The sequence below is a fragment of the Rhodoferax sp. GW822-FHT02D07 genome (assembly GCF_058802405.1).
Genome location: NZ_JBXAOD010000006.1, coordinates 183,897 through 203,695 on the forward strand (window position 1 = coordinate 183,897; position 19,799 = coordinate 203,695).

General features: G+C 62.6%; 23 protein-coding genes. 8 read left to right on the forward strand and 15 right to left on the reverse strand.

The features are described 5' to 3' along the window. The first annotated feature begins 72 nt into the window (after positions 1–72). A complete protein-coding gene (locus AC1RNN_RS14860) occupies positions 73–1,035 on the forward strand; it encodes a tripartite tricarboxylate transporter substrate binding protein BugE (RefSeq protein WP_493089878.1) in 963 nt (320 codons plus the stop codon). After that, a complete protein-coding gene (gene xerD, locus AC1RNN_RS14865) occupies positions 1,032–1,937 on the forward strand; it encodes a site-specific tyrosine recombinase XerD (protein WP_493089877.1) in 906 nt (301 codons plus the stop codon). Before AC1RNN_RS14860 ends, xerD begins: the two co-directional genes overlap by 4 nt. A 3-nt stretch (positions 1,938–1,940) precedes the next feature. On the opposite strand, the gene AC1RNN_RS14870 is transcribed toward xerD, so the two are convergent. Beyond that, complete coding sequence (locus AC1RNN_RS14870; protein WP_493089876.1) at positions 1,941–3,185, reverse strand: EAL and HDOD domain-containing protein; 1,245 nt, start codon at positions 3,183–3,185, stop codon at positions 1,941–1,943. Positions 3,186–3,193: 8 nt separating this feature from the next. Continuing rightward, positions 3,194–3,997, reverse strand: coding sequence for a ferritin-like domain-containing protein (locus tag AC1RNN_RS14875; RefSeq protein WP_493089875.1), 804 nt, complete (start codon positions 3,995–3,997; stop codon positions 3,194–3,196). 38 nt (positions 3,998–4,035) lie between these two features. Between AC1RNN_RS14875 and AC1RNN_RS14880 the strand changes: the two genes are divergently transcribed. Next, on the forward strand, positions 4,036–4,560 hold the full coding sequence (locus AC1RNN_RS14880; protein WP_493089874.1) for a gamma carbonic anhydrase family protein: 525 nt from the start codon (positions 4,036–4,038) through the stop codon (positions 4,558–4,560). Positions 4,561–4,583: 23 nt separating this feature from the next. Next, a complete protein-coding gene (gene hslO / locus AC1RNN_RS14885) occupies positions 4,584–5,573 on the forward strand; it encodes an Hsp33 family molecular chaperone HslO (protein WP_493089873.1) in 990 nt (329 codons plus the stop codon). Here hslO and AC1RNN_RS14890 read toward each other — a convergent pair. The 5 genes from AC1RNN_RS14890 to pyrG form a co-directional block, all read right to left on the reverse strand. Continuing rightward, positions 5,567–6,184, reverse strand: coding sequence for an AAA family ATPase (locus AC1RNN_RS14890; RefSeq protein WP_493089872.1), 618 nt, complete (start codon positions 6,182–6,184; stop codon positions 5,567–5,569). The two genes, hslO and AC1RNN_RS14890, sit on opposite strands and share 7 nt — an antisense overlap. Positions 6,185–6,196: 12 nt before the next feature. Then, complete coding sequence (locus AC1RNN_RS14895; RefSeq protein ID WP_493089871.1) at positions 6,197–6,472, reverse strand: septum formation initiator family protein; 276 nt, start codon at positions 6,470–6,472, stop codon at positions 6,197–6,199. A gap of 107 nt (positions 6,473–6,579) precedes the next feature. Further along, the gene (gene eno / locus AC1RNN_RS14900; RefSeq protein ID WP_493089870.1) at positions 6,580–7,863 is read right to left on the reverse strand and encodes a phosphopyruvate hydratase; all 1,284 of its coding nucleotides are present in this window, start codon (positions 7,861–7,863) and stop codon (positions 6,580–6,582) included. Between the two features lie 55 nt (positions 7,864–7,918). Beyond that, a complete protein-coding gene (kdsA, locus tag AC1RNN_RS14905; protein WP_493089869.1) occupies positions 7,919–8,773 on the reverse strand; it encodes a 3-deoxy-8-phosphooctulonate synthase in 855 nt (284 codons plus the stop codon). Between the two features lies 1 nt (position 8,774). Beyond that, positions 8,775–10,442: a CTP synthase gene (pyrG, locus tag AC1RNN_RS14910; RefSeq protein WP_493089868.1), complete on the reverse strand. Its 1,668-nt coding sequence runs from the start codon at positions 10,440–10,442 to the stop codon at positions 8,775–8,777. Between the two features lie 175 nt (positions 10,443–10,617). Between pyrG and coaBC the strand changes: the two genes are divergently transcribed. Continuing rightward, positions 10,618–11,835 carry a bifunctional phosphopantothenoylcysteine decarboxylase/phosphopantothenate--cysteine ligase CoaBC gene (gene coaBC / locus AC1RNN_RS14915; protein ID WP_493089867.1) on the forward strand — a complete coding sequence of 406 codons (1,218 nt, stop codon included), beginning with the start codon at positions 10,618–10,620 and terminating at the stop codon, positions 11,833–11,835. Positions 11,836–11,844: 9 nt separating this feature from the next. Continuing rightward, entirely contained in the window at positions 11,845–12,291 is a 447-nt protein-coding gene (gene dut, locus AC1RNN_RS14920) for a dUTP diphosphatase (protein WP_493089866.1), read from the forward strand. A 22-nt stretch (positions 12,292–12,313) separates the two neighbouring features. Here dut and AC1RNN_RS14925 read toward each other — a convergent pair whose 3' ends face one another. Next, positions 12,314–12,847 (reverse strand): FKBP-type peptidyl-prolyl cis-trans isomerase, encoded by a 534-nt coding sequence (locus AC1RNN_RS14925; protein WP_493089865.1) that lies wholly within the window; start codon positions 12,845–12,847, stop codon positions 12,314–12,316. A 14-nt stretch (positions 12,848–12,861) separates the two neighbouring features. Between AC1RNN_RS14925 and AC1RNN_RS14930 the strand changes: the two genes are divergently transcribed. Together AC1RNN_RS14930 and AC1RNN_RS14935 are read left to right on the forward strand one after the other, a co-directional pair. Then, positions 12,862–13,992: a JmjC domain-containing protein gene (locus tag AC1RNN_RS14930; RefSeq protein WP_493089864.1), complete on the forward strand. Its 1,131-nt coding sequence runs from the start codon at positions 12,862–12,864 to the stop codon at positions 13,990–13,992. After that, the gene (locus AC1RNN_RS14935; RefSeq protein WP_493089863.1) at positions 13,985–14,482 is read left to right on the forward strand and encodes a hypothetical protein; all 498 of its coding nucleotides are present in this window, start codon (positions 13,985–13,987) and stop codon (positions 14,480–14,482) included. Before AC1RNN_RS14930 ends, AC1RNN_RS14935 begins: the two co-directional genes overlap by 8 nt. Positions 14,483–14,533: 51 nt before the next feature. On the opposite strand, the gene AC1RNN_RS14940 is transcribed toward AC1RNN_RS14935, so the two are convergent. The 7 genes from AC1RNN_RS14940 to AC1RNN_RS14970 form a co-directional block, all read right to left on the reverse strand. Further along, a complete protein-coding gene (locus tag AC1RNN_RS14940; RefSeq protein ID WP_493089862.1) occupies positions 14,534–14,881 on the reverse strand; it encodes a hypothetical protein in 348 nt (115 codons plus the stop codon). A 63-nt stretch (positions 14,882–14,944) separates the two neighbouring features. Beyond that, entirely contained in the window at positions 14,945–16,045 is a 1,101-nt protein-coding gene (bamC, locus tag AC1RNN_RS14945) for an NlpB/DapX family lipoprotein (RefSeq protein WP_493089861.1), read from the reverse strand. A gap of 29 nt (positions 16,046–16,074) precedes the next feature. Further along, positions 16,075–16,971, reverse strand: a complete 897-nt coding sequence (dapA, locus tag AC1RNN_RS14950) for a 4-hydroxy-tetrahydrodipicolinate synthase (RefSeq protein ID WP_493089860.1) — start codon at positions 16,969–16,971, stop codon at positions 16,075–16,077. Between the two features lie 34 nt (positions 16,972–17,005). Further along, complete coding sequence (locus tag AC1RNN_RS14955) at positions 17,006–17,566, reverse strand: class I SAM-dependent methyltransferase (RefSeq protein ID WP_493089859.1); 561 nt, start codon at positions 17,564–17,566, stop codon at positions 17,006–17,008. Continuing rightward, a complete protein-coding gene (locus AC1RNN_RS14960) occupies positions 17,563–18,375 on the reverse strand; it encodes an SDR family oxidoreductase (RefSeq protein WP_493090043.1) in 813 nt (270 codons plus the stop codon). The genes AC1RNN_RS14955 and AC1RNN_RS14960 overlap by 4 nt, the downstream gene beginning before the upstream one ends. Before the next feature lie 19 nt (positions 18,376–18,394). Then, a complete protein-coding gene (locus AC1RNN_RS14965) occupies positions 18,395–18,520 on the reverse strand; it encodes a hypothetical protein (protein ID WP_493089858.1) in 126 nt (41 codons plus the stop codon). A gap of 10 nt (positions 18,521–18,530) precedes the next feature. After that, positions 18,531–19,754, reverse strand: coding sequence for an MFS transporter (locus tag AC1RNN_RS14970; protein ID WP_493089857.1), 1,224 nt, complete (start codon positions 19,752–19,754; stop codon positions 18,531–18,533). Between the last annotated feature and the right edge of the window lie 45 nt (positions 19,755–19,799).

Consider the following 19,799-nt stretch of genomic DNA (forward strand, 5'->3'; position numbering starts at 1 on the left):
GGGGGAGGCTTGTAAGCCAGTGCGAGCCGTCGGGCGGGTACCATGCCGACAAACACACCACAGGAGATTGCTATGCACCGTCGCGTTTTGTTTGCATTGGGCTTGTTGGCTGCGTCCGGCGCAGCGCTGGCCCAGAGTTACCCCAACAAGCTCATCAAGCTGCAAGTGCCCTTCGCCCCCGGCGGCACGACGGACATCATTGCGCGCACGATTGCAGACCCCCTGGGCAAGGCCTTGGGACAGAGCGTGATTGTGGAAAACAAGGCAGGTGGCGGTGGCGTGGTGGGCGCCAATGAGACAGCCAAGGCCGTGCCCGATGGGTATTCGTTGGGTATCGCCACCGTTTCTACCGTGGCCGCCAATCCGGCCATCAATCCCAAGAACCCCTACAACCCGCTGACTGATTTCACACCCATCGTGAACATTGCAGCGACACCCAACGTGATTGCGGTGCATCCCAGTTTCCCGGCCAAGGACTACAAGGGCTTCATTGCTGAGCTCAAGAGCAAGCCCGGACGTTATTCCTACGCGTCCTCGGGCACGGGCGGCATTGGCCATATGCAGACCGAGCTTTTCAAGAACCTGGCGGGCGTGTTCATCACCCACATCCCCTACCGCGGTGCGGGCCCGGCCCTGAACGACACCGTGGGCGGCCAGGTTCCGCTGATTTTTGACAACCTGCCTTCCGCCCTGCCTTTCATCCAGAGCGGCAAGCTGGTGCCCATCGTGGTAGCGGCGCCCCAGCGTCTGGCGCAATTACCCAATGTGCCCACCTTCAAGGAAGTGGGGCTGGAGCCGGTGAATCGCATGGCCTTTTATGGCATCTACGGTCCCAAGGGCCTGCCCAAGGAAGTTGTGGACAAGGTGAATGTTGCGGTACGTAAGGTGCTGGAAGATCCGGCGGTGCGCAAGCGCATCGAGGAAACCGGTTCGCTGATTGAAGGCAATTCGCCTGAGCAGTTCACGGCCCAGATCAAGGCAGAGTACGAGGTTTACAAAAAAGTGGTGGATACCGCCAAACTCCGACTGGAATGAGCGCAGGCCTTACCGACACCCCATCCATTGATGCATTCATAGACGCCATCTGGTTGGAGGAAGGGCTGTCGCCCAACACCCTCCAGGCCTACCGGCGCGACCTGACCTTATTCGCCCAGTGGCTGGAATCCACGCCACTGGATTCCGCACAGGAAACGCATATCCAGGGCTACTTTGCAGCCCGCCACCACCAGACCAAGGCCACCACGGCCAACCGGCGCCTGACGGTGCTGCGCCGCTATTACCGTTGGGCTTTGCGCGAAGGCATGGTGCAGCAGGACCCGACACTGCGGCTGGATGCTGCCAAACAGGCTTTGCGGGTCCCCAAGACGCTAACCGAGGCTCAAGTGGAGGCCTTGCTGGCAGCGCCAGACACCAGTACGGCCCTGGGTGTGCGGGACCGCACCATGCTGGAGCTGATGTATGCCAGCGGCCTGCGCGTGAGCGAATTGGTCGATCTGCGTGTGTTGCACGTGGGCCTCAACGAAGGTGTGCTGCGCGTCATGGGCAAGGGCTCCAAGGAGCGGTTGGTGCCCTTTGGCGAGGTGGCGCGCGATTGGCTGCAACGCTATCTGGGGCAGGCTCGCCCGGAGTTGCTGGGCCCCAAGCAGACGCAGGACTTGTTTGTCACCGTGCGCGGCAGTACTGCTGGCAGTGCCATGACGCGGGTGATGTTCTGGTCACTGGTGAAGCGCTATGCGCAGCAGGCTGGCATTCGCGCTCCCTTGTCACCACACACCCTGCGGCATGCCTTCGCCACCCATTTGCTCAACCATGGTGCGGACTTGCGTTCGGTGCAGATGCTGTTGGGGCACGCCGATATTTCCACCACCACCATTTACACCCACGTAGCGCGTGAGAGGCTTGCGGCGCTGCATGCGCAGCACCACCCGCGCGGATAGGTGTCAGTCCAGCAGGGTTTCGGCCCAGGCCAGCGCCTGCAGGTGGGCCCAGTTGACCTGGTTGCTGCTCAGGCCGAGTGCCGCGGTGGTACGGGCAAAGCTTTCGTCGTCACCACTCTCACAGGCTTGTGCCAGCGCCAGATACGGGGCCAGTGGACCGGTACCGTAGAGCAGTGCGTTGGTGACGCTCTCTGGCAGGCTCAGTGTGGCCAGCGCGGCGGGAAGGGGCACACCCAGCAGGGTGTCCAGGAGCGAGAAGATGCCCACGACAAAGGCGTTGTCACGCTCGTCGGAATCCAGCGTGTCAGCAGCCAGCAGCTCCATGAGGCGGCCCCGCACCACGGCAGTGCTGCCCACGGCGGGCGGGACGCCACCAGCCTGCGAGGTGGTGAGCAACAGGGCGGCCCACTTGAACAACTTCTTCAGACCCAGCAGCATGACGGCGTGCTTGAAGGAGCTGACTTCCGAGCGCAGGCCGAAGCTGGCCGAGTTGATGAAGCGCAGCAGGTTGAAGGACAGCGTGGGGTCGCGCTTGAGCACTTCCTCGATCTCGTCGGTGCTGGCCTGCTGGCGCACCAGGTTGATGAGCTGCAGGATGGTGGCCTGGGCTGGGCGCACTGTCTGGCCTTCCATGAGCACGGGCTTGGCAAACCAGTAGCCCTGAAAGAGCGTCACACCCAGTTCCTGCAACTGCTTGTGCTGTACTTCGGTTTCCACTTTCTCGGCAATGAGCTGGGCCTTGCTCTGGGCTTGGGCCAGTTTCACAAACGAGGCCAGTGAAGCCGGCTTGAGCAGTGATGCGTCGAATTTGATGAAAGAGGCCAGCGGCAGCCACTTCTCATAGGAGCGCGTCAGCACCGAGTAGTCAAACGCCAGACGGAAGCCGCGCGCGTGCATGGCCTGCAACGTGGGCAGGCGGGTCTGAATCTGGTCCACCTCGGTCACCGGCAGGGGCGGGATTTCGAGCACGATGTGCTCGGGCGTGACCAGCTCCAGGTGACCACCGGCCAGACTGTCGTGGGTGCAATTGATGAACAGGGTCTTGCGCTCCATCAGCACCTGGCTATCGGCGGCTGAGAGCAGGTTGAACAGCAATTGGGCATCACTGGACGCCGTGTGCTGGGTGCCAGAGCGGTCAAACAGTTCGTAGCCGAACACGCTGCGGTCGCTGCCCAGAATGGCTTGGCGCGCGATGGCAAGTGTGGACTGCGGGTCGGCGGCTGGGGTGGGTGTGGCGGTGTCGGGCATGGTCCGGATTATTCTAGACCGATGCCTGCAAGTTGCTGTAACTCGGTGTCACTGAATCCGGCGCGCTTGCGTGCCTCCAGATTGAAGGGCGGTTTGGGCCGAGGGGCCGCATGCCGCATTGCCGCTTGTGCGTAGAAGGCGGCAGCGTCCAGCCCGTCACGTTGGCACAGCCAGTGGAACCAGTGGTTGCCCACGCTGACGTGGCCAACTTCCTCGCGCAGGATGGTGTCGAGCAGGCCGCAGACCTCCAGCGCCTCGGGCGTGCCGACCTTGCGCAGCTTGGCCTGAATGATGGGCGTGGCGTCCAGGCCGCGTGCCTCCAGTGTGCGTGGCACCAGGGCCATGCGCGCCACTACGTCGTGGCGCGTGTGCTCGCACATGGTCCACAGTCCGTCGTGCGCGGGAAAACTGCCATAAGGGTAGCCGCAACGGTGCAAATGGGCTTCGAGCATGGCGAAGTGCTGCGACTCTTCGAGCGCGACCTGCATCCAGTCGCGGTAGTAGCGCTCGGGCAGGCCGGGGAAGCGCCAGACCGCGTCCAGCGCGAGGTTGATCGCGTTGAACTCGATATGGGCGATGGAGTGCACCAAGGCTGCATGGCCTTCGGCCGTGAAGGGCGAGCGGCGCGGCACTTCCTTGGGTTGCACCAGCTGGGGCTGGGCCGGACGGCCGGGTTGTTCGGGCCAGTCAAAGTGGGCCTGCGGGTCCACGGGCAGCGTGGCGAGTTTGTCGGCCAGCGCCTGCATGGCCTCCGCCTTGGCCAGCGGAGCACAGATTTCAAAGGCTTGCAGCGCCAGGTGTCGGAGTTCCATCTCTACAATTCTAGTTTTTGGGCAGTCTGGAGCAGCACATGGCCATTTACGAACTTGACCAGATTGCGCCGCGTATCGCGGCCTCGGCCTGGGTGGCTGATAGCGCCCAGGTCATGGGCGACGTGACCCTGGCCGAAGACGCCAGCGTCTGGTTTGGCGCCGTGGTGCGGGGCGATACGGCCACCATCACCATCGGCAAGGGATCGAACATCCAGGACGCCAGCGTGCTGCACGCGGACGTGGGCAAGCCGCTGACGATTGGCGAGAACGTGACCGTGGGTCACCAGGTGATGCTGCACGGCTGCACCGTGGGCGATGGCTCGCTCATCGGCATAGGCGCCATCGTGCTCAACGGAGCGCGTATCGGCAAGGGCTGCATTGTGGGCGCTGGTTCGCTCGTAACCGAGGGCAAGGAATTTCCCGACGGCTCCATGATTCTGGGCAGTCCGGCCAAGGTGGTGCGCGAACTGACGCCCGAACAGCAGGCAGGCTTGCGCCTGAATGCGCTGCACTACATAGAGAACGCCCGCCGCTTCAAGGCGGGTTTGAAGAAGATTGCGTAAGCCAATGGATGAAGGAGTGGTGCATGTCTGAATTGCACAAGTTTTTGTTTGATGGCCTGCCGGTGCGCGGTGCCATCGTCCGCCTGACGGACGCTTGGGTGGAGGTGCTGCGCCGGCGTGCGTCCAATAACGTGACGGGCGCCTACCCCGAGCCGGTGCGTGCGCTGCTGGGCGAGATGACGGCGGCGGCGGTGCTGATGCAGTCCAATATCAAATTCGACGGTGCGCTGGTATTGCAGATATTTGGCGACGGTCCCGTGCAGGTGGCGGTGGCCGAGGTGCAGTCCGACTTCGCGCTGCGCGCCACGGCCAAGGTGACGGGTACTGTGGTGCAAGAGCAGAGCTTGAGCCAGATGGTCAATCAGCACAACCAGGGCCGTTGCGCCATCACGCTGGACCCCAGGACCAAGTTCCCGGGTCAGCAGCCCTACCAGGGTGTGGTGCCGCTGTTTGACGACCGTGGCCGCCCGCTGGAACGGTTCAGCTCTGTGCTGGAGCACTACATGCTGCAAAGCGAGCAGCTCGACACCACGCTGGTGCTGGCTGCCAACGATCAGGTGGCTGCGGGCTTGCTGATTCAGCGTTTGCCCATGCAGGGCGAGGGGAATCTCTCGGGCAGCCTGGTTTCCAAGGAGAACGAGGATGCCATCGGCCGCAACGAGGACTACAACCGCATCGCCACCTTGGCCGCCAGCCTCAAGCAGGAAGAGCTGCTGACGCTGGATGTGGACACCATTCTGCGGCGCCTGTTCTGGGAGGAGCAGCTCACGCGCTTTGCGCCCCAGGAGGGCGAGCGCGCACCGCGTTTTGCCTGCAGCTGCAGCCGCGAACGCGTGGCCAAGATGATTGTGAGTTTGGGCCGCGACGAAGTGGAAAGCATTCTCTCGGAACGCGACGACATCGAGGTCTCCTGCGAGTTCTGCGGCAACCAGGAACGCTTCGACCCGGTCGACGCGGCCCAGCTGTTTACCGATCCGCTGCAGCGGGTGCAGGGCGGTTCAGCCCCTCACTGAGTCCGCAGCCGGCTGAACAGCCGGTGCTCGCATTCTGCATCCGAACAGCTGTCGCAGGCCCAGACCCACGGCGGGCTGGCGTTGCGCTTGGCGCTACCCAGGCCCTCCAGTTGGTCCAGGGCCTGCAGTGCTGCTTGCAGGCGCTGTGCTCCTTGACCGTAGATGGTGACAAAGGGGACTTGTGCCTCCAGCAAGACTTCGCGCAAGCGCGTGTCGATGCGCTGCTGCACGGCTACGCCATCCCGCTGGATGCCATCTGCCACCCAAGGCAGATCCAGGCCGGCGAGCAGGGTGAGGCTGAGGCTGCGCTGGAAGTCCAGTGCGGCGGGGTAGAGGCTGGGGTCGTGGAACAGCACGTCGCTGTAGACGGCGGTGACCAAGGGTGTTGTGTCGGCCACCACGTGGGGTGCATCCCATATGCGTTGCTGCTGTACTTGGGCCACATGGGCCTGCTCTGGCGCGCGGGGAGGGCGGCCATGGGCTTCACTCCATTCACGCAGGTATTCGCTGACCAGTGCAATGCCTGGGTAGCGGGTGTGCAGTGCGCTGTGCAGCGCGGTGGACAGGGTGGACTTGCCGCAGCATTCCGCCCCCACGATGCCTATCTTCACGGCCGCCGGTGCTTAGCGGGCGATCTGCACGTAGATCTCGTTGGACTTGACCATGCCGAGCTCCGAGCGCGCTTTTTCTTCAACGATTTCCAAGCCTTCGCGCAGGTCGTTGATTTCGGCCACCAGCCGCTCATTGGCCTGGGCCGCCTGGGTGTTTTGCTGCTTCTGGGCCTCCAGCTGGCTTGCCAGCTTGGAGACATTGGGCACGCTGCCCCGACCAAACCACAGTTGGCCGTGCAAGATCAGCAGCAATGCGATCAGGGCAGCGGGGACCAGGCGGTTTGCCATGCTGTGGTTCAGTCGGGTTGCGCCGCCGGGCCGCCCCAAGGCGTAACGTGGCCCCCTTGGGGGGCAGCGAACGACACGCAGTGCGCGAGCGTGGGGGCCATACCTTCTTACTTGAGGTTGTAGAAAGCAGCGCGGCCGGGGTACACAGCCACATCACCCAGATCCTCTTCGATGCGCAGCAGCTGGTTGTACTTGGCCATGCGGTCGGAGCGGCTCAGGGAGCCGGTCTTGATCTGGCCCGCGTTGGTACCCACGGCGATGTCGGAAATGGTGGAGTCTTCGGTCTCCCCCGAGCGGTGGCTCACCACGGCAGTGTAGCCGGCGCGCTTGGCCATTTCGATGGCTGCGAAGGTTTCGGACAGCGTGCCGATCTGGTTGATCTTGATCAGGATGGAGTTGGCGATGCCCTTGTCAATGCCTTCTTTCAGGATCTTGGTGTTGGTCACAAAGAGGTCGTCGCCCACGATCTGCACCTTGGCACCCAAACGGTCGGTCAGGGTCTTCCAGCCGTCCCAGTCGCCTTCGGCCATGCCGTCTTCGATGCTGATGATGGGGTACTTGTCGACCCAGGTGGCCAGCATGTCGGTCCACTCTTGCGCGGTCAGGCTAAGGCCTTCGCCTTCGAGCTCGTACTTGCCGTTTTTGTAGAACTCGGAGGCGGCGCAGTCCAGGCCCAGGGCGATCTGCTCACCGGCCACGTAACCTGCCTTGTCGATGGCTTCCAGAATCATCTGGATGGCCGCTTCGTGGTTGGCCACGTTGGGGGCAAAGCCGCCTTCGTCGCCCACGGCGGTGCTGATGCCTTTGTCGTGCAGAATTTTCTTGAGGGCATGGAACACCTCGGCACCGTAGCGCAGTGCTTCGCGGAAGCTGGGCGCGCCCACGGGGATGATCATGAGCTCTTGCAGGTCGAGGTTGTTGTTGGCGTGCTCGCCGCCGTTCATGACGTTCATCATGGGCACGGGCATTTGCACGCTGCCCATGCCGCCGAAGTAGCGGTACAGGGGCAGGCCTGCTTCTTCGGCTGCGGCGCGGGCCACTGCCATAGAGACAGCCAGCATGGCGTTGGCGCCCAAGCGGCTCTTGTTCTCGGTGCCGTCCAGGTCGATCAGAGTCTTGTCCAGGAAGGCTTGCTCGGAAGCGTCCAGGCCCAGCACGGCTTCGGAGATTTCGGTGTTGATGTGCTCGACGGCTTTGAGCACGCCCTTGCCGAGGTAACGCTTCTTGTCGCCGTCGCGCAGCTCGATGGCTTCACGCGAACCGGTGGAGGCACCGGAGGGAACGGCCGCACGGCCCATGACGCCGGATTCCAGCAACACATCGCATTCGACCGTGGGGTTGCCACGGGAATCCAAGATTTCACGACCGACGATATCAACAATTGCGCTCATTGGGTTCTTTCAGGTTCAAAAACAGACAAAACGGCAGAGGGAATCATGCCCGCCCTCACTGGAAATCGTTCTCCAGCAAGGCGGTTTTTTTGGTTACGGAATCCAGCGCCACCAAGGTTTCCAGTAGCGCTTTCATGTGCTTGAGAGGCACGGCATTCGGGCCGTCTGACCATGCTTCGGCAGGACGGGGGTGGGTCTCCATGAAAAGCCCCGCCACTCCGGCAGCCACACCGGCACGCGCCAGCACGGGCACCATCTCGCGTGCGCCACCGCTGGTACCGCCCAGGCCGCCGGGCTTTTGCACCGAGTGGGTCACATCGAACACGACGGGTGCGCCTGATTTGCGCATCTCGGCCAGGCTGGTCATGTCAGCCACCAGATTGTTGTAGCCAAAACTCACACCGCGTTCGCAGGCCAGGAATCTGTCGGGCGAGAGCCCCACTTCTTCGGCAGCGGCGCGGGCCTTGTCCACCACGTTCTTCATGTCCCAAGGGGCAAGGAACTGGCCTTTCTTGATATTCACCGGCTTGCCGCTTTGGGCCACAGCGCGGATGAAGTCGGTCTGGCGGCAGAGGAATGCGGGTGTCTGCAGCACGTCTACGACGCTGGCAACTTCAGCTACATGGGATTCGTCGTGCACATCGGTGAGGATGGGCAACTGCAGCTGGCGACGCACTTCGTCCAGGATTTTCAGGCCAGCCTCCAGGCCGACACCGCGTTTGCTGGTGCCCGACGACCGGTTGGCCTTGTCAAAGGAGCCCTTGTAGATCAGGGGGATGCCCAAGGGGGCGCAGGCCTCCTTGAGCCGGCCAGCCACTTCGAGAGACATCTCCATGCCTTCGATGGAACAGGTGCCCGCGATCAGGAAAAAGCGATGCTCCAGGCCAACGTCAAATCCGCACAGCTGCATATTAGGCCACCGCCTTCAGGCCCTTGCCGCCGGACTGGTGGTCCACGGCCGCCTTGATGAAGGCGTTGAACAGGGGATGTCCATTCCAGGGTGTGGACTTGAACTCGGGGTGGAACTGCACACCGACAAACCAAGGGTGCACACTTTGCGGCAACTCCACGATTTCGGTGAGCTGCTCGCGCTGGGTCAGCGCCGAAATGACCAGTCCGGCCTGACGCAGTTGGTCCAGGTAGTTGACGTTGGCTTCGTAGCGGTGGCGGTGGCGTTCGGTCACCACATTGCCGTAAATCTTGTGGGCCAGCGTGCCCTTGGAGACATCAGAGCTTTGAGCACCCAGTCGCATGGTGCCGCCCAGATCGGAGTTGGCGTCGCGCGTCTTGATGGTGCCATCTGCGTCTTTCCACTCGGTGATCAGCGCAATCACCGGGTGCGGGCTGGCCGGTTCAAACTCGGTGCTGTTGGCGTCGGCGAGGCCGGCCACATGGCGTGCGAATTCGATGGTGGCAACCTGCATGCCCAGGCAGATGCCGAGGTAGGGCACTTTGTTTTCGCGGGCGAAACGGGCCGTGTTGATCTTGCCTTCGATGCCGCGTTTGCCGAAGCCGCCGGGGACCAGAATGGCGTCGTACTTGGCCAGTTGCTTGATGCTGCCGCTGTCGATGGTTTCAGAGTCCACGTGCTCGATCTTCACGCGCACATGGTTCTTCATGCCGGCGTGGCGCAGGGCTTCGTTGACGGACTTGTAGCTGTCGGTCAGGTCTACATACTTGCCCACCATGGCGATGGTGACTTCGCCTTTGGGGTGTTCGGTTTCAAAGACCAGATCATCCCAGCGCTTGAGGTTGGCGGGCGGCGTGTTCAGGCGCAACTTGTCGCAGATCAGGCCGTCCAGGCCCTGCTCGTGCAGCATGCGCGGCACCTTGTAGATGGTGTCCACGTCCCACATGGAGATGACACCCCACTCTGGCACGTTGGAGAACAGCGAGATCTTGGCGCGCTCTTCGTCAGGGATGGGGCGGTCGGCGCGGCACAGCAGCGCGTCGGCCTGGATTCCGATTTCGCGCAGCTGCTTGGCGGTGTGCTGGGTGGGCTTGGTCTTGAGCTCGCCGGCCGCTGCAATCCAGGGCAGGTAGCTCAGGTGGACAAAGGCACTGTTGTTGGGGCCGAGCTTGAGGCTCATCTGGCGCACGGCTTCCAGGAATGGCAGGGACTCGATGTCGCCCACAGTGCCGCCGATTTCGACGATGGCCACATCCACTGCATCGGGTTCTCCAAAACGCGCACCGCGCTTGACGAATTCCTGGATCTCATTGGTCACATGGGGGATGACCTGCACGGTTTTGCCCAGGTAGTCACCACGGCGTTCCTTGTCGAGCACGCTCTTGTAGATCTGGCCCGTGGTGAAGTTGTTGGACTTGCGCATGCGCGTTTCGATGAAACGCTCGTAGTGGCCGAGGTCCAGATCAGTTTCTGCACCGTCGTCGGTCACAAATACTTCGCCATGCTGCAGGGGCGACATGGTGCCGGGATCGACGTTGAGGTAGGGGTCTAGCTTGATGAGGGTGACTGTCAGGCCCCGCGATTCCAGAATCGCAGCAAGGGAGGCGGAGGCGATTCCCTTGCCCAGGGAAGACACCACACCACCGGTGACGAAGACGAATTTGGTCATGTCTGTGGCGAACGCATGCGCGTTCGTTGAGCTGGTAAAGCGAGATTATAGGCGTGCGCGTTCTGGGGGCCTGTGCAGCGCCATGGCCCCTTCGGATTGCAGCAGAGGTATCAATGCCAGGAGTCGGGCCTTGGGGCCTCTGCTACATTGCGGCCCACAGCTCAACAGGCGTCGTATGGATCTATCAGGCAAACATATTGTTCTCGGACTCACGGGCGGCATTGCCTGCTACAAGGCGGCCGAACTGTGCCGTGCGCTCATCAAGCAAGGTGCCACTGTTCAGGTTGTCATGACCGAGGCGGCGGCCCAGTTCATCACGCCCGTGACCATGCAGGCACTGAGCAATCGCACGGTGTACGACTCGCAGTGGGATGCGCGGGAGCGCAACAACATGCCCCACATCAATCTGAGCCGTGAGGCCGACGCCATCCTGGTCGCTCCCTGCAGCGCGGATTTCATGGCCAAGCTGCTCCATGGCCGGGCCGACGACTTGTTGAGCCTGATGTGCCTGGCGCGCCCCATCGAGTCCGTGCCCCTGCTGATTGCCCCCGCCATGAACCGCGAGATGTGGGCCCACCCCGCGACCCAGCGCAACCTGGCGCAGTTGCAGGCCGACGGCGTCACGCTGCTCGGCGTGGGCAGCGGTTTCCAGGCCTGCGGTGAAACGGGGGACGGCCGCATGTTGGAGCCGCAGGAACTACTTGAAGATGTGATTGCCTTTTTCCAGCCCAAGGTGCTGGCCGGGCAGCGCGTGGTGGTGACGGCCGGGCCTACGTTTGAGGCGATCGACCCGGTCCGTGGCATTACCAATCTGTCCAGCGGCAAGATGGGCTTTGCCATCGCCCGTGCGGCGCGCGAGGCGGGTGCGGAGGTGACACTGGTGGCCGGCCCTGTGGCTCTGCCCACGCCGCGCGGTGTACAGCGCGTAGATGTGAAATCTGCAAGAAATATGCATGTAGCCGCCGTGGAATCTGCGCAAGCAGCTACTATTTTTATAGCAACCGCGGCGGTGGCAGATTGGCGCCCGGCCCAAGCTTCAGACCAGAAAATCAAGAAGGACGGCTCGGGTAACACGCCCACGCTGGGCTTTGTGGAGAACCCCGACATCCTGGCCGAGATTGCGCATTCACCGCGCGCCACCAGTGGTACGCTGTTTTGTGTGGGTTTTGCAGCCGAGAGCCATGACCTGCTGGCCCACGCCACCGCCAAGCGTGCGCGCAAGGGTGTGCCGCTGCTGGTGGGTAATATCGGTCCCGCCACCTTTGGGCAGGACGACAACGCGCTGCTGCTGGTCGATGCCCAGGGCGCCCAAGAGATTCCCCGAAATTCCAAACTGGCGTTGGCCCGGCAACTGGTTGCCGAGATTGCCAAGCGCCAGCGTGCCACCCAGTAAACCCATCCCATGAAAATTGACGTCAAGATCCTCGATGCCCGTCTGAACGACAACCTGCCCACCTATGCCACGCCCGGTAGCGCGGGGCTGGACCTGCGCGCCTGCCTGGATGCGCCGCTGACGCTGGCCCCCAACGCGTGGCAACTGGTGCCCACGGGCATGGCCATCTATCTGGAAGACCCGGCTTATGCCGCGCTGATCCTGCCGCGTTCGGGCCTGGGCCACAAGCATGGCATCGTGCTGGGCAATCTGGTGGGCTTGATTGACAGCGATTACCAGGGGCAGCTCATGGTGAGCGCCTGGAATCGCAGCGCCACGGAGTTCACCATCCAGCCCATGGAGCGCATTGCGCAGCTGATGATCGTGCCGGTGGTGCAGGCGCAGTTCAATATCGTGAATGAATTCCCCGCATCGCAGCGCGGGGAGGGTGGCTACGGCTCTACCGGCAAGGCCTGAACCGTAGCGCTACGACGCTGCTTTAGTGCAGCGTGTCGTTGCCTGGCGCGCTTTCGTGGAAGGGCTGGATGCGGAAAAAGCCCGTACCGGCGGTGCCGCGGCCAATCTCTTCTTCGGTCGCCTCGCGTACCGACTCCACCTTCAGGCTGATGCGAATGGCAATGCCCGCCAGCGGGTGGTTGCCGTCCAGCACTACATGTTCGGGGTAAATATCGGTCACGGTGTAGAGCGCGTCCTTGGGGGCATCGGGGTTGCAACCCTCGGGCAGGGCGTGGCCTTCCAGCGTCAGGCCTTCCTGCAAATCCTTGGGGAACAACGCGCGCGGCTCCAGAAACAGCAACTGGTCATTGAAGTCGCCAAAGGCTTGTTCGGGTTCAATTTGCAGCTCCAGCTTGGCGCCCGCCGCATGGCCTTGCAGGGCCGCTTCAATGGGGGGGAGCAGGTCATTGCCGCCCAGCAAAAACTCGACCGGCTCGTCCAAAACGTCCAGTTCTTCGCCCAGTGTGTCTTTCAGCGTCCAGGTCAGGGCGACGACGCATTGCGGTGTGATTTCCATAGGAGAATTGTCCCATGAACATCCAAGAACCCCTGCAACTGCTGGGCGGACTTCCGCCAAAAACCTTTATGCAACGCCATTGGCAGAAGAAGCCGCTGGTGATCCGCCAGGCCATTCCGGGCTTTGCGCCCTTGCTGGATAGGGCGGAGTTGCTGGATCTGGCTGCGCAGGAAGAAGTGGAGTCGCGGTTGGTGGTGCAGGCCTCGGCCAAGTCGGGTTCAGGCTGGCGTTTCAAGCACGGGCCGTTTCCGCGCAAGGCGCTGCCGCCCTTCAAGCAGGCTGGCTGGACCCTGCTGGTGCAAGGGGTGGACCTGCACGAGGAGCGCGTGCACAGTCTCATGCAGCAGTTCCGCTTTGTGCCCGATGCACGGCTGGACGATGTGATGATCAGCTACGCCACGGATGGCGGCGGCGTGGGCCCGCATTTCGACAGTTATGACGTCTTTCTGCTGCAAGCTCATGGTCGGCGTCGCTGGCGCATTGGCCGCCAGATAGATCTGAGTCTGCAGCCCGACATGCCGCTGAAGATTCTTGCCAACTTTGAACCCGAGGAAGAGTTCGTGTTGGAGCCTGGGGACATGCTGTACTTGCCGCCCAAGTACGCCCACGATGGCATTGCTGAGGGGGAGTGCATGACTTATTCCATCGGCTTTCGCTCGCCAGATCGCGCTGAGCTTGCGCAGGAGATCCTGCAACGCCTCGCCGAGCAGGCTGTGGATGAGCTGGGCACGGGCCTGTACCGTGACCCCAAGCAAGCTGCAGTAGAGCAAAGTGCGGCCATGCCCGAAGCATTGCAGGCCTTTGCGCAAGAGGCCTTGCAGGCCGCCTTGCAAGACCCGCTAGCTGTGGCCCGTGCCGTGGGGGAGTACCTCAGTGAGCCCAAAGCGAATGTCTGGTTCGATGGTGGTGAGCCGGAAGTACGTGGCGCTGTGCGCTTGGATCGCAAGACGCGCATGCTGTTCGACGCCCACCATGTCTTCATCAATGGCGAGAGCTTTCGTGCTGGCGGCAAGGATGCCCAGCTGATGCAAACGCTGGCCCAGACGCGCAGTCTTGGCGCCAAAGACGTCAAACGCCTGAGCGCGGGTGCACGCGCTCTCATGGAAGACTGGTGCGGCGTGGGCTGGCTGCATCCCGATGACTGAACCCTATACCGCCTTGCCAGAGGGCGTGTTCTCAGGCCCAGCCGCCTTTGCGCAGCTGTTGCGCGATGCGTTGGATTGCGCGGCACGGGAGGGCTGGCGCGAGATGGTGTGGTGCGATACCGACTACCTGGATTGGCCACTGCGCGAACGCTCGGTGGTGGAGTCGCTCAATGCCTGGGCCGGCAGTGGTCGGCGCCTTCTCATGCTGGCGCGCCGATTCGATGAAGTGCAACGCCACCATGCGCGGTTTGTGCAATGGCGCGGCACCTGGGATCACTTGATCGAATGTCGTGTGTGCAGACATCTTGATGCCTCGGAATTGCCCAGTGCACTCTGGAGTCCGCATTGGGTGCTGCGCCGACTGGACCCGAAGCGCAGCACCGGGATTACCGGTATCGAAGCCCAGCGCCGCGTGCTCTTGCGCGAAGAGTTGGAGGAGTGCCGGCGACAGAGTTCACCGGGTTTTCCGAGCACCATCTTGGGTTTGTAATACCCGAAAGAGGGAAAACCCGTACGCACCGATTTGGGTCTTGTATAATTTTTAGTTCTGGGGAAAGAGATCGAATGCTTTTGCCAGGGCTGGGTGGCTTGCTGCCCGGACAATTTCCGGAAATTGTTTCGTTAACTCACTTAAGTTTTTAAAAATGAACAAATCTCTCGTTTTGGCAGCTGTGATTGCTGCTGCTGCCCTGGCTGCTTGCGGTAAGAAAGAAGAAGCTCCTGCTGCTGCTCCCGCTGCTGAAGCTCCTGCTGCTGCTCCCGCTCCCGCCGCTGCACCTGCTGCTGACGCTTCCGCGCCTGCTGCTCCCGCTGCTGCTGCTTCCGAGCCCGCAAAGCAATAATCTGCTCGCAGATGAAAAAAAACCACCGCAAGGTGGTTTTTTTTCATCCGTACTTCCTCCAGGCTTGGCCAGATTTTCGGAAGGGAGGCGGCGCAGCCGCCTCGGGGGGGTTACTTAATATCGTCAGCCAGCACCTTGACGATGCGCTGGGCCACGGCCGAACTCTCCGGCTGGCCGCTGGCGTCGAGCACCAGCACATTGGATTGCTCGCCCTGGCTGCGCACCGCGATCTGGTACTTGGTAGGTGGGGCGTTTTTGGCCGAGCCGCTGAAGATCTTGCTGAAGAAGCCCGGCTCGGTGTTTTCCGAGGTGGTGCTGACGTAGCGCACAAAGTAAATGCCTTGCTTGCGGTCGCGGTCTTCTACCGTAAAGCCGGTGCGGTCCAGCGCCAGTCCCACACGGCGCCAGGCGCGGTCGAAGCCTTCTTCCAGCTTGACCGCCGGCTGGCCGTTGACCGATGTCACGGCAGCTGTGGGCTTGGAGGTGCTGGCGGCGACAAGGGCCTTGGACTGCTCTTGCGAGACGCCCAGCTTGACCATGAGGCGGCGCAGAAATTCGGCTTCGAGTTCAGGGTCGGCTGCGCGCGGTTGCCACATGGTCTGCTTGTCGCCGGCGTTGGTGCCGGCGTTGGAGTTGGTATAGACCTCCTGCATGCCGCGGTGGCTGATAAAGATTTCTGTGCTGCCATCGGCGCCGCGTTCCAGGCGGGTGCGGAACTTGTCGCGCTCGCCGGTGGAATAGAGCGAGTCCAGCAGCTTGCCCAGCGTCGCGCGGATGATGTCCTGTGGAAGCTTGGCGCGGTTTTCGGCCCAGTCGGTTTCCATGATGCCCAGATTGCTCTGGTCCATGGCCAGCAGGAAGCCGTTTTCTTGCCAGAAATCCTTGACGGGCTCCCACAGCTTGTCGGCGGGGCGGTTCACCACCAGCCAGCGCTGGTTGCCGTCGCGCTCAATGCGCACATCGCCCACGTTCAATGCGGCTACGGGCACCTTGGTGTTGGCAGCCTGATTGGCCTGATAGCCGGAGGCAGAAATGGCACCATCCACCACGGTGTAACGCGTGTCCTTGGAGAGCTGGGTCAGGTCGGGCGGAATGTCCAGCGAAGGGGCCTTGCCGGTGGAGCGATAGTCCACCTTGTCGCTCTCGAGGGTGCCGCAGGCACCCAGCAATACGGTGATACCAATTACGACTGCTTTGGAGGTGAAATTCACAGGGAGTCCCAGAAACTTGGAGAGGAATATCAGATCAGCCCGCAGGTCTTGAGCGCGCGCTCAAGTACCGGCTGGCTGGCTGCAGTCAGGGGCGTGAGTGGAAGGCGCAGGGCCGGCTGGCTCAGACCCATGCGGGACACGGCCCACTTCACGGGAATAGGGTTGGATTCCACAAACAGCGCCTTGTGCACGGGCAACAGCTGAAGCTGGATTTCCATGGCGCGTGCCACGTTGCCCGCCATTGCGGCCACGCAGAGTTCGTGCATCAGGCGGGGCGCGACGTTGGCCGTCACGCTCACATTGCCGTGGCCACCACATAGCATTAGGGCTACGGCCGTGGGGTCATCGCCGCTGTAGGTGGAGAAGTGCTTGGGCGCTTCCTTGATGAGCCACTGGGCGCGTTCGATATTGCCGGTGGCTTCCTTGATACCGACGATGCCGGGCACTTCGGCCAGGCGCAGCACGGTGTCATGTGCCATATCGGCCACCGAGCGGCCGGGCACGTTGTAGAGCACGATGGGCAGGTCGCCTGTGGCTTCGGCAATTGCCTTGAAGTGCAGGTACTGGCCCTCTTGCGTGGGCTTGTTGTAGTAGGGCACGACCTGCAACTGGCAGTCGGCGCCCACCTGCTTGGCGAACTTGGCCAATGCGATGGCTTCGCGGGTGGAGTTTCCACCGCAGCCGGCCATGATGGGGACGCGCCCGGCGGATTGTTCGACCGAGACGCGGATGATCTCGCAATGTTCTTCCACGCTCACTGTGGGGGACTCACCGGTGGTGCCGACCACGCCGATGCAGTCGGTGCCCTCGGCAATGTGCCAGTCAATCAGCTTGCGCAGCGCCGGGTAATCCACGGAGCCATCGGCAAGCATCGGAGTAATGAGGGCTACGATGCTGCCCCGGATCGGACCTTTGGAAGCGTTCATGTCGAGTCGTTTGTTCGGTAAACGGGCATTTTAACTAGAGTGTGTGGCGTGCCGGCAGTGCCCCGGATGTCTCTGGGGTAAAGCTGGGTAAGGGGTGGTTTACGGCAGCGATACGCTGGACAAAGCGATCGGGCTGCTCCAGAAAGCCGTTTTCATAGGCCACGATGTGCAGACCCGCACAGACCTGCAGAAGTTCACCGGCCTGCAACAGAAAGTCCGGGCGACTGGGGCGGCCCACAGTTTCGTTGCCTGCGGCAAAGGTTTCATAAAGCAATACCCCGCCTAGTGCCAAGCTCGCCAGCAGCGTGGGAAAGAGCGGTCGCCAGAGGTAGTTGGTCACGATCACGGCGCCGAACTGGCGTGGCACGTTTCCGTCCATCAGCGGCCAGGGGCCGTTCTCTATGTCGGCCGTCACCAGTGTGGCTCCGGGGACTTGCTGGGCGGCCAGCGCCGTATCACGGTCTACGCCGGTCAACGCGTGGCCACGTGCGGCAAACCATTGCAGGTGTCGGCCACCGCCGCAGGCCACGTCCAGCACCGTGGCGCCGGGCGCCAAGAGGTGGCTCCATCGCTGCACCCAGGGGGAGGCGCTCATTGGGGCTTGACGTGGTCTTTGAGGGCGGCCAATGCCATCTTTTCCACCAGTCCCGGGGCGATCAGCTTGAGGAAACGCCCCAGTTTGCCCTTGGTGGTCATGACCACCTCGCGTTCGCGCCGCGCCATACCGTCCAGGATCAGGCGGGCACATTCCTCCACCGACATGGCGCCGTCTTCCTTGAGGCCGCTGGCACCGGCCGCCTTACCGGCAGCGTTGAGGCCGCGGCTGCGGATATTGGTCAGCACCACGCCCGGATATGCGGTGGTGACGCTGACGCCTGCGCCACGCAGCTCGGCGCGCAGCGCTTCAAAAAATCCCGCCATGGCGAACTTGGAGGCGCTGTAGGCCGTGCGCCCCGGCACACCGACCAGACCGGCCAGCGAGGAGACGGCGACGATGTGGCCCCGGCTGGCGCGCAGATGCGGCAGGGCAGCATGGGTGCACCAGACGCTGCCCCAGAGGTTGATGCGCATGAGGTTTTCGTACCAGCCCAAGTCCTCGGCCTTCACTTCGCTGAACAGGGCTTGGGCCGAGATGCCGGCGTTATTGATCAGTGCGTCCACGCGGCCAAAGCGTTGTACGGCCTGGGCCACCAAAGCGCGACATTGGGCCTCATCCGACACATCGGTGGGCACCACCAGCGTTTGGGCGCCCAAGGCCGCACATTGCTGGGCCACGGTCTCCAGTGCCGTTGCATTGCGCGCGGCCAGAACCAGTGCCGCTCGTGCGCCATGTTGGCGGGCGAGCTGACGGGCCATTTCGGCGCCGATTCCGTCCGATGCGCCGGTGATGATGGTGGTGTTCAGGGCTGGGCTCACGGTGTTTTCAGAAGCAGGCCCAGACCTGGTTGGCAAGCTGCACCAGAAAGTCGGGCTGGGTGTAGAGATAGAAGGCACCCGCCAGCGCCAGCAAAGCCATCGCTCCAATGACAAGTCGGGTGGACAGGCGCATGGCGGTGAACTCAGGTGGTGGCAGGGGCAAGTGCGCGTGCAATGGGGCCCTCGCGCACCGGCAGGTTCACCAGCGCGGCGAACACGCCCAGCGCGATGGCGATGTACCAGACGATGTCGTAGCTGCCGGTCTTGTCATACAGATAGCCACCCAGCCAGACGCCCATGAAGGAGCCGATCTGGTGGCTGAAGAAGACAAAACCGCCCAGCATGGAGAGGTGGGCCACACCAAAAATCTGCGCCACCGTGGCGTTGGTGGGCGGCACGGTGGACAGCCACAGAAAGCCCATGACGGAGGCAAACACGTATACAGAGAGCGGTGAGAGTGGCACCAACAGGAACACACTGATAGCAATGGCGCGAGCGAAATAGATGAAGGCCAGGATGTGGCGTTTGGCCATTTTCTGGCCCAAGACGCCGGCCACGTAGGTGCCAAACACATTGAACAGGCCGATCAGCGCCAGCGCGTAGCTGGCCACCTGGGGCGATAGGCCCTTGTCCTTGAGGTAGCTGGGCATGTGCACGCCAATGAACACGACCTGGAAGCCGCAGACAAAGTAGCCGGCCATCAGCAGCTGGAAGCTGGGGTATTTGAAGGCTTCGCGCAGCGCCTCAAGAATGGTCTGTTCACGCTTGACGGCGGTGGCTGCAGCGCCAAAACCGGGTTCACGCAGGCCAAAGGCCAGCGGAATCATGAGCAGCGAGGCCGCGCCCAAGGTCACCAGAGCCTCCTGCCAGCCGAAGTGACCGATCAGGTAGCCCTCGGTAGGCACCATCAGGAACTGGCCAAACGAACCGGCCGCAGCCGCCACGCCCATGGCCCAGGACCGTTTTTCGGCCGAGACATTGCGGCCAATCACGCCATAGATCACCGCATAGGTGGTGCCTGCCTGGGCCATGCCGATCAGCACCCCGGTGGACAGGGAAAACAGCAGCGGCGTGTTGGCATGGGCCATGCCCACCAGACCGGCGGCGTAAAGCACCGAGCCACCAATGATCACGCGGAAGGCGCCAAAACGGTCGGCCAGCATGCCGGCAAAGATGCCTGAAAAGCCCCAGACCAGGTTCTGGATGGCGATGGCAAAGGCAAAGGTCTCGCGCGTCCAGCCCTGGGCCTGGGTGATGGGCTGTAGCCACAGGCCAAAGCCATGGCGGATACCCATGGAGAGGGTGACGATGGTGGCGCCGCAGGCCAGAACCTGGGCGATAGAGAGGGAGGGGCGGGGCGCTGTCATCCTGCAAATGTAGCCCGTTTGCCAGGCTGGCGCTGGAGCCGGGGT

Excerpts from the sequence above, each read along its gene's own strand:
- AC1RNN_RS14870 (WP_493089876.1), bottom strand. The coding sequence starts at position 3,185 with ATGCCCGACACCGCCACACCCACCCCAGCCGCCGACCCGCAGTCCACA.
- AC1RNN_RS14965 (WP_493089858.1), bottom strand. The coding sequence starts at position 18,520 with ATGCGCCTGTCCACCCGACTTGTCATTGGAGCGATGGCTTTGCTGGCG.
- eno (WP_493089870.1), bottom strand. The coding sequence starts at position 7,863 with ATGAGCGCAATTGTTGATATCGTCGGTCGTGAAATCTTGGATTCCCGT.
- AC1RNN_RS14895 (WP_493089871.1), bottom strand. The coding sequence starts at position 6,472 with ATGGCAAACCGCCTGGTCCCCGCTGCCCTGATCGCATTGCTGCTGATC.
- pyrG (WP_493089868.1), bottom strand. The coding sequence starts at position 10,442 with ATGACCAAATTCGTCTTCGTCACCGGTGGTGTGGTGTCTTCCCTGGGC.
- kdsA (WP_493089869.1), bottom strand. The coding sequence starts at position 8,773 with ATGCAGCTGTGCGGATTTGACGTTGGCCTGGAGCATCGCTTTTTCCTG.
- AC1RNN_RS14970 (WP_493089857.1), bottom strand. The coding sequence starts at position 19,754 with ATGACAGCGCCCCGCCCCTCCCTCTCTATCGCCCAGGTTCTGGCCTGC.
- dut (WP_493089866.1), top strand. The coding sequence starts at position 11,845 with ATGAAAATTGACGTCAAGATCCTCGATGCCCGTCTGAACGACAACCTG.
- dapA (WP_493089860.1), bottom strand. The coding sequence starts at position 16,971 with ATGAACGCTTCCAAAGGTCCGATCCGGGGCAGCATCGTAGCCCTCATT.
- xerD (WP_493089877.1), top strand. The coding sequence starts at position 1,032 with ATGAGCGCAGGCCTTACCGACACCCCATCCATTGATGCATTCATAGAC.
- hslO (WP_493089873.1), top strand. The coding sequence starts at position 4,584 with ATGTCTGAATTGCACAAGTTTTTGTTTGATGGCCTGCCGGTGCGCGGT.
- AC1RNN_RS14940 (WP_493089862.1), bottom strand. The coding sequence starts at position 14,881 with ATGAAAAAAAACCACCTTGCGGTGGTTTTTTTTCATCTGCGAGCAGAT.
- coaBC (WP_493089867.1), top strand. The coding sequence starts at position 10,618 with ATGGATCTATCAGGCAAACATATTGTTCTCGGACTCACGGGCGGCATT.
- AC1RNN_RS14860 (WP_493089878.1), top strand. The coding sequence starts at position 73 with ATGCACCGTCGCGTTTTGTTTGCATTGGGCTTGTTGGCTGCGTCCGGC.
- AC1RNN_RS14955 (WP_493089859.1), bottom strand. The coding sequence starts at position 17,566 with ATGAGCGCCTCCCCCTGGGTGCAGCGATGGAGCCACCTCTTGGCGCCC.
- AC1RNN_RS14875 (WP_493089875.1), bottom strand. The coding sequence starts at position 3,997 with ATGGAACTCCGACACCTGGCGCTGCAAGCCTTTGAAATCTGTGCTCCG.
- AC1RNN_RS14930 (WP_493089864.1), top strand. The coding sequence starts at position 12,862 with ATGAACATCCAAGAACCCCTGCAACTGCTGGGCGGACTTCCGCCAAAA.
- AC1RNN_RS14925 (WP_493089865.1), bottom strand. The coding sequence starts at position 12,847 with ATGGAAATCACACCGCAATGCGTCGTCGCCCTGACCTGGACGCTGAAA.
- AC1RNN_RS14880 (WP_493089874.1), top strand. The coding sequence starts at position 4,036 with ATGGCCATTTACGAACTTGACCAGATTGCGCCGCGTATCGCGGCCTCG.
- AC1RNN_RS14935 (WP_493089863.1), top strand. The coding sequence starts at position 13,985 with ATGACTGAACCCTATACCGCCTTGCCAGAGGGCGTGTTCTCAGGCCCA.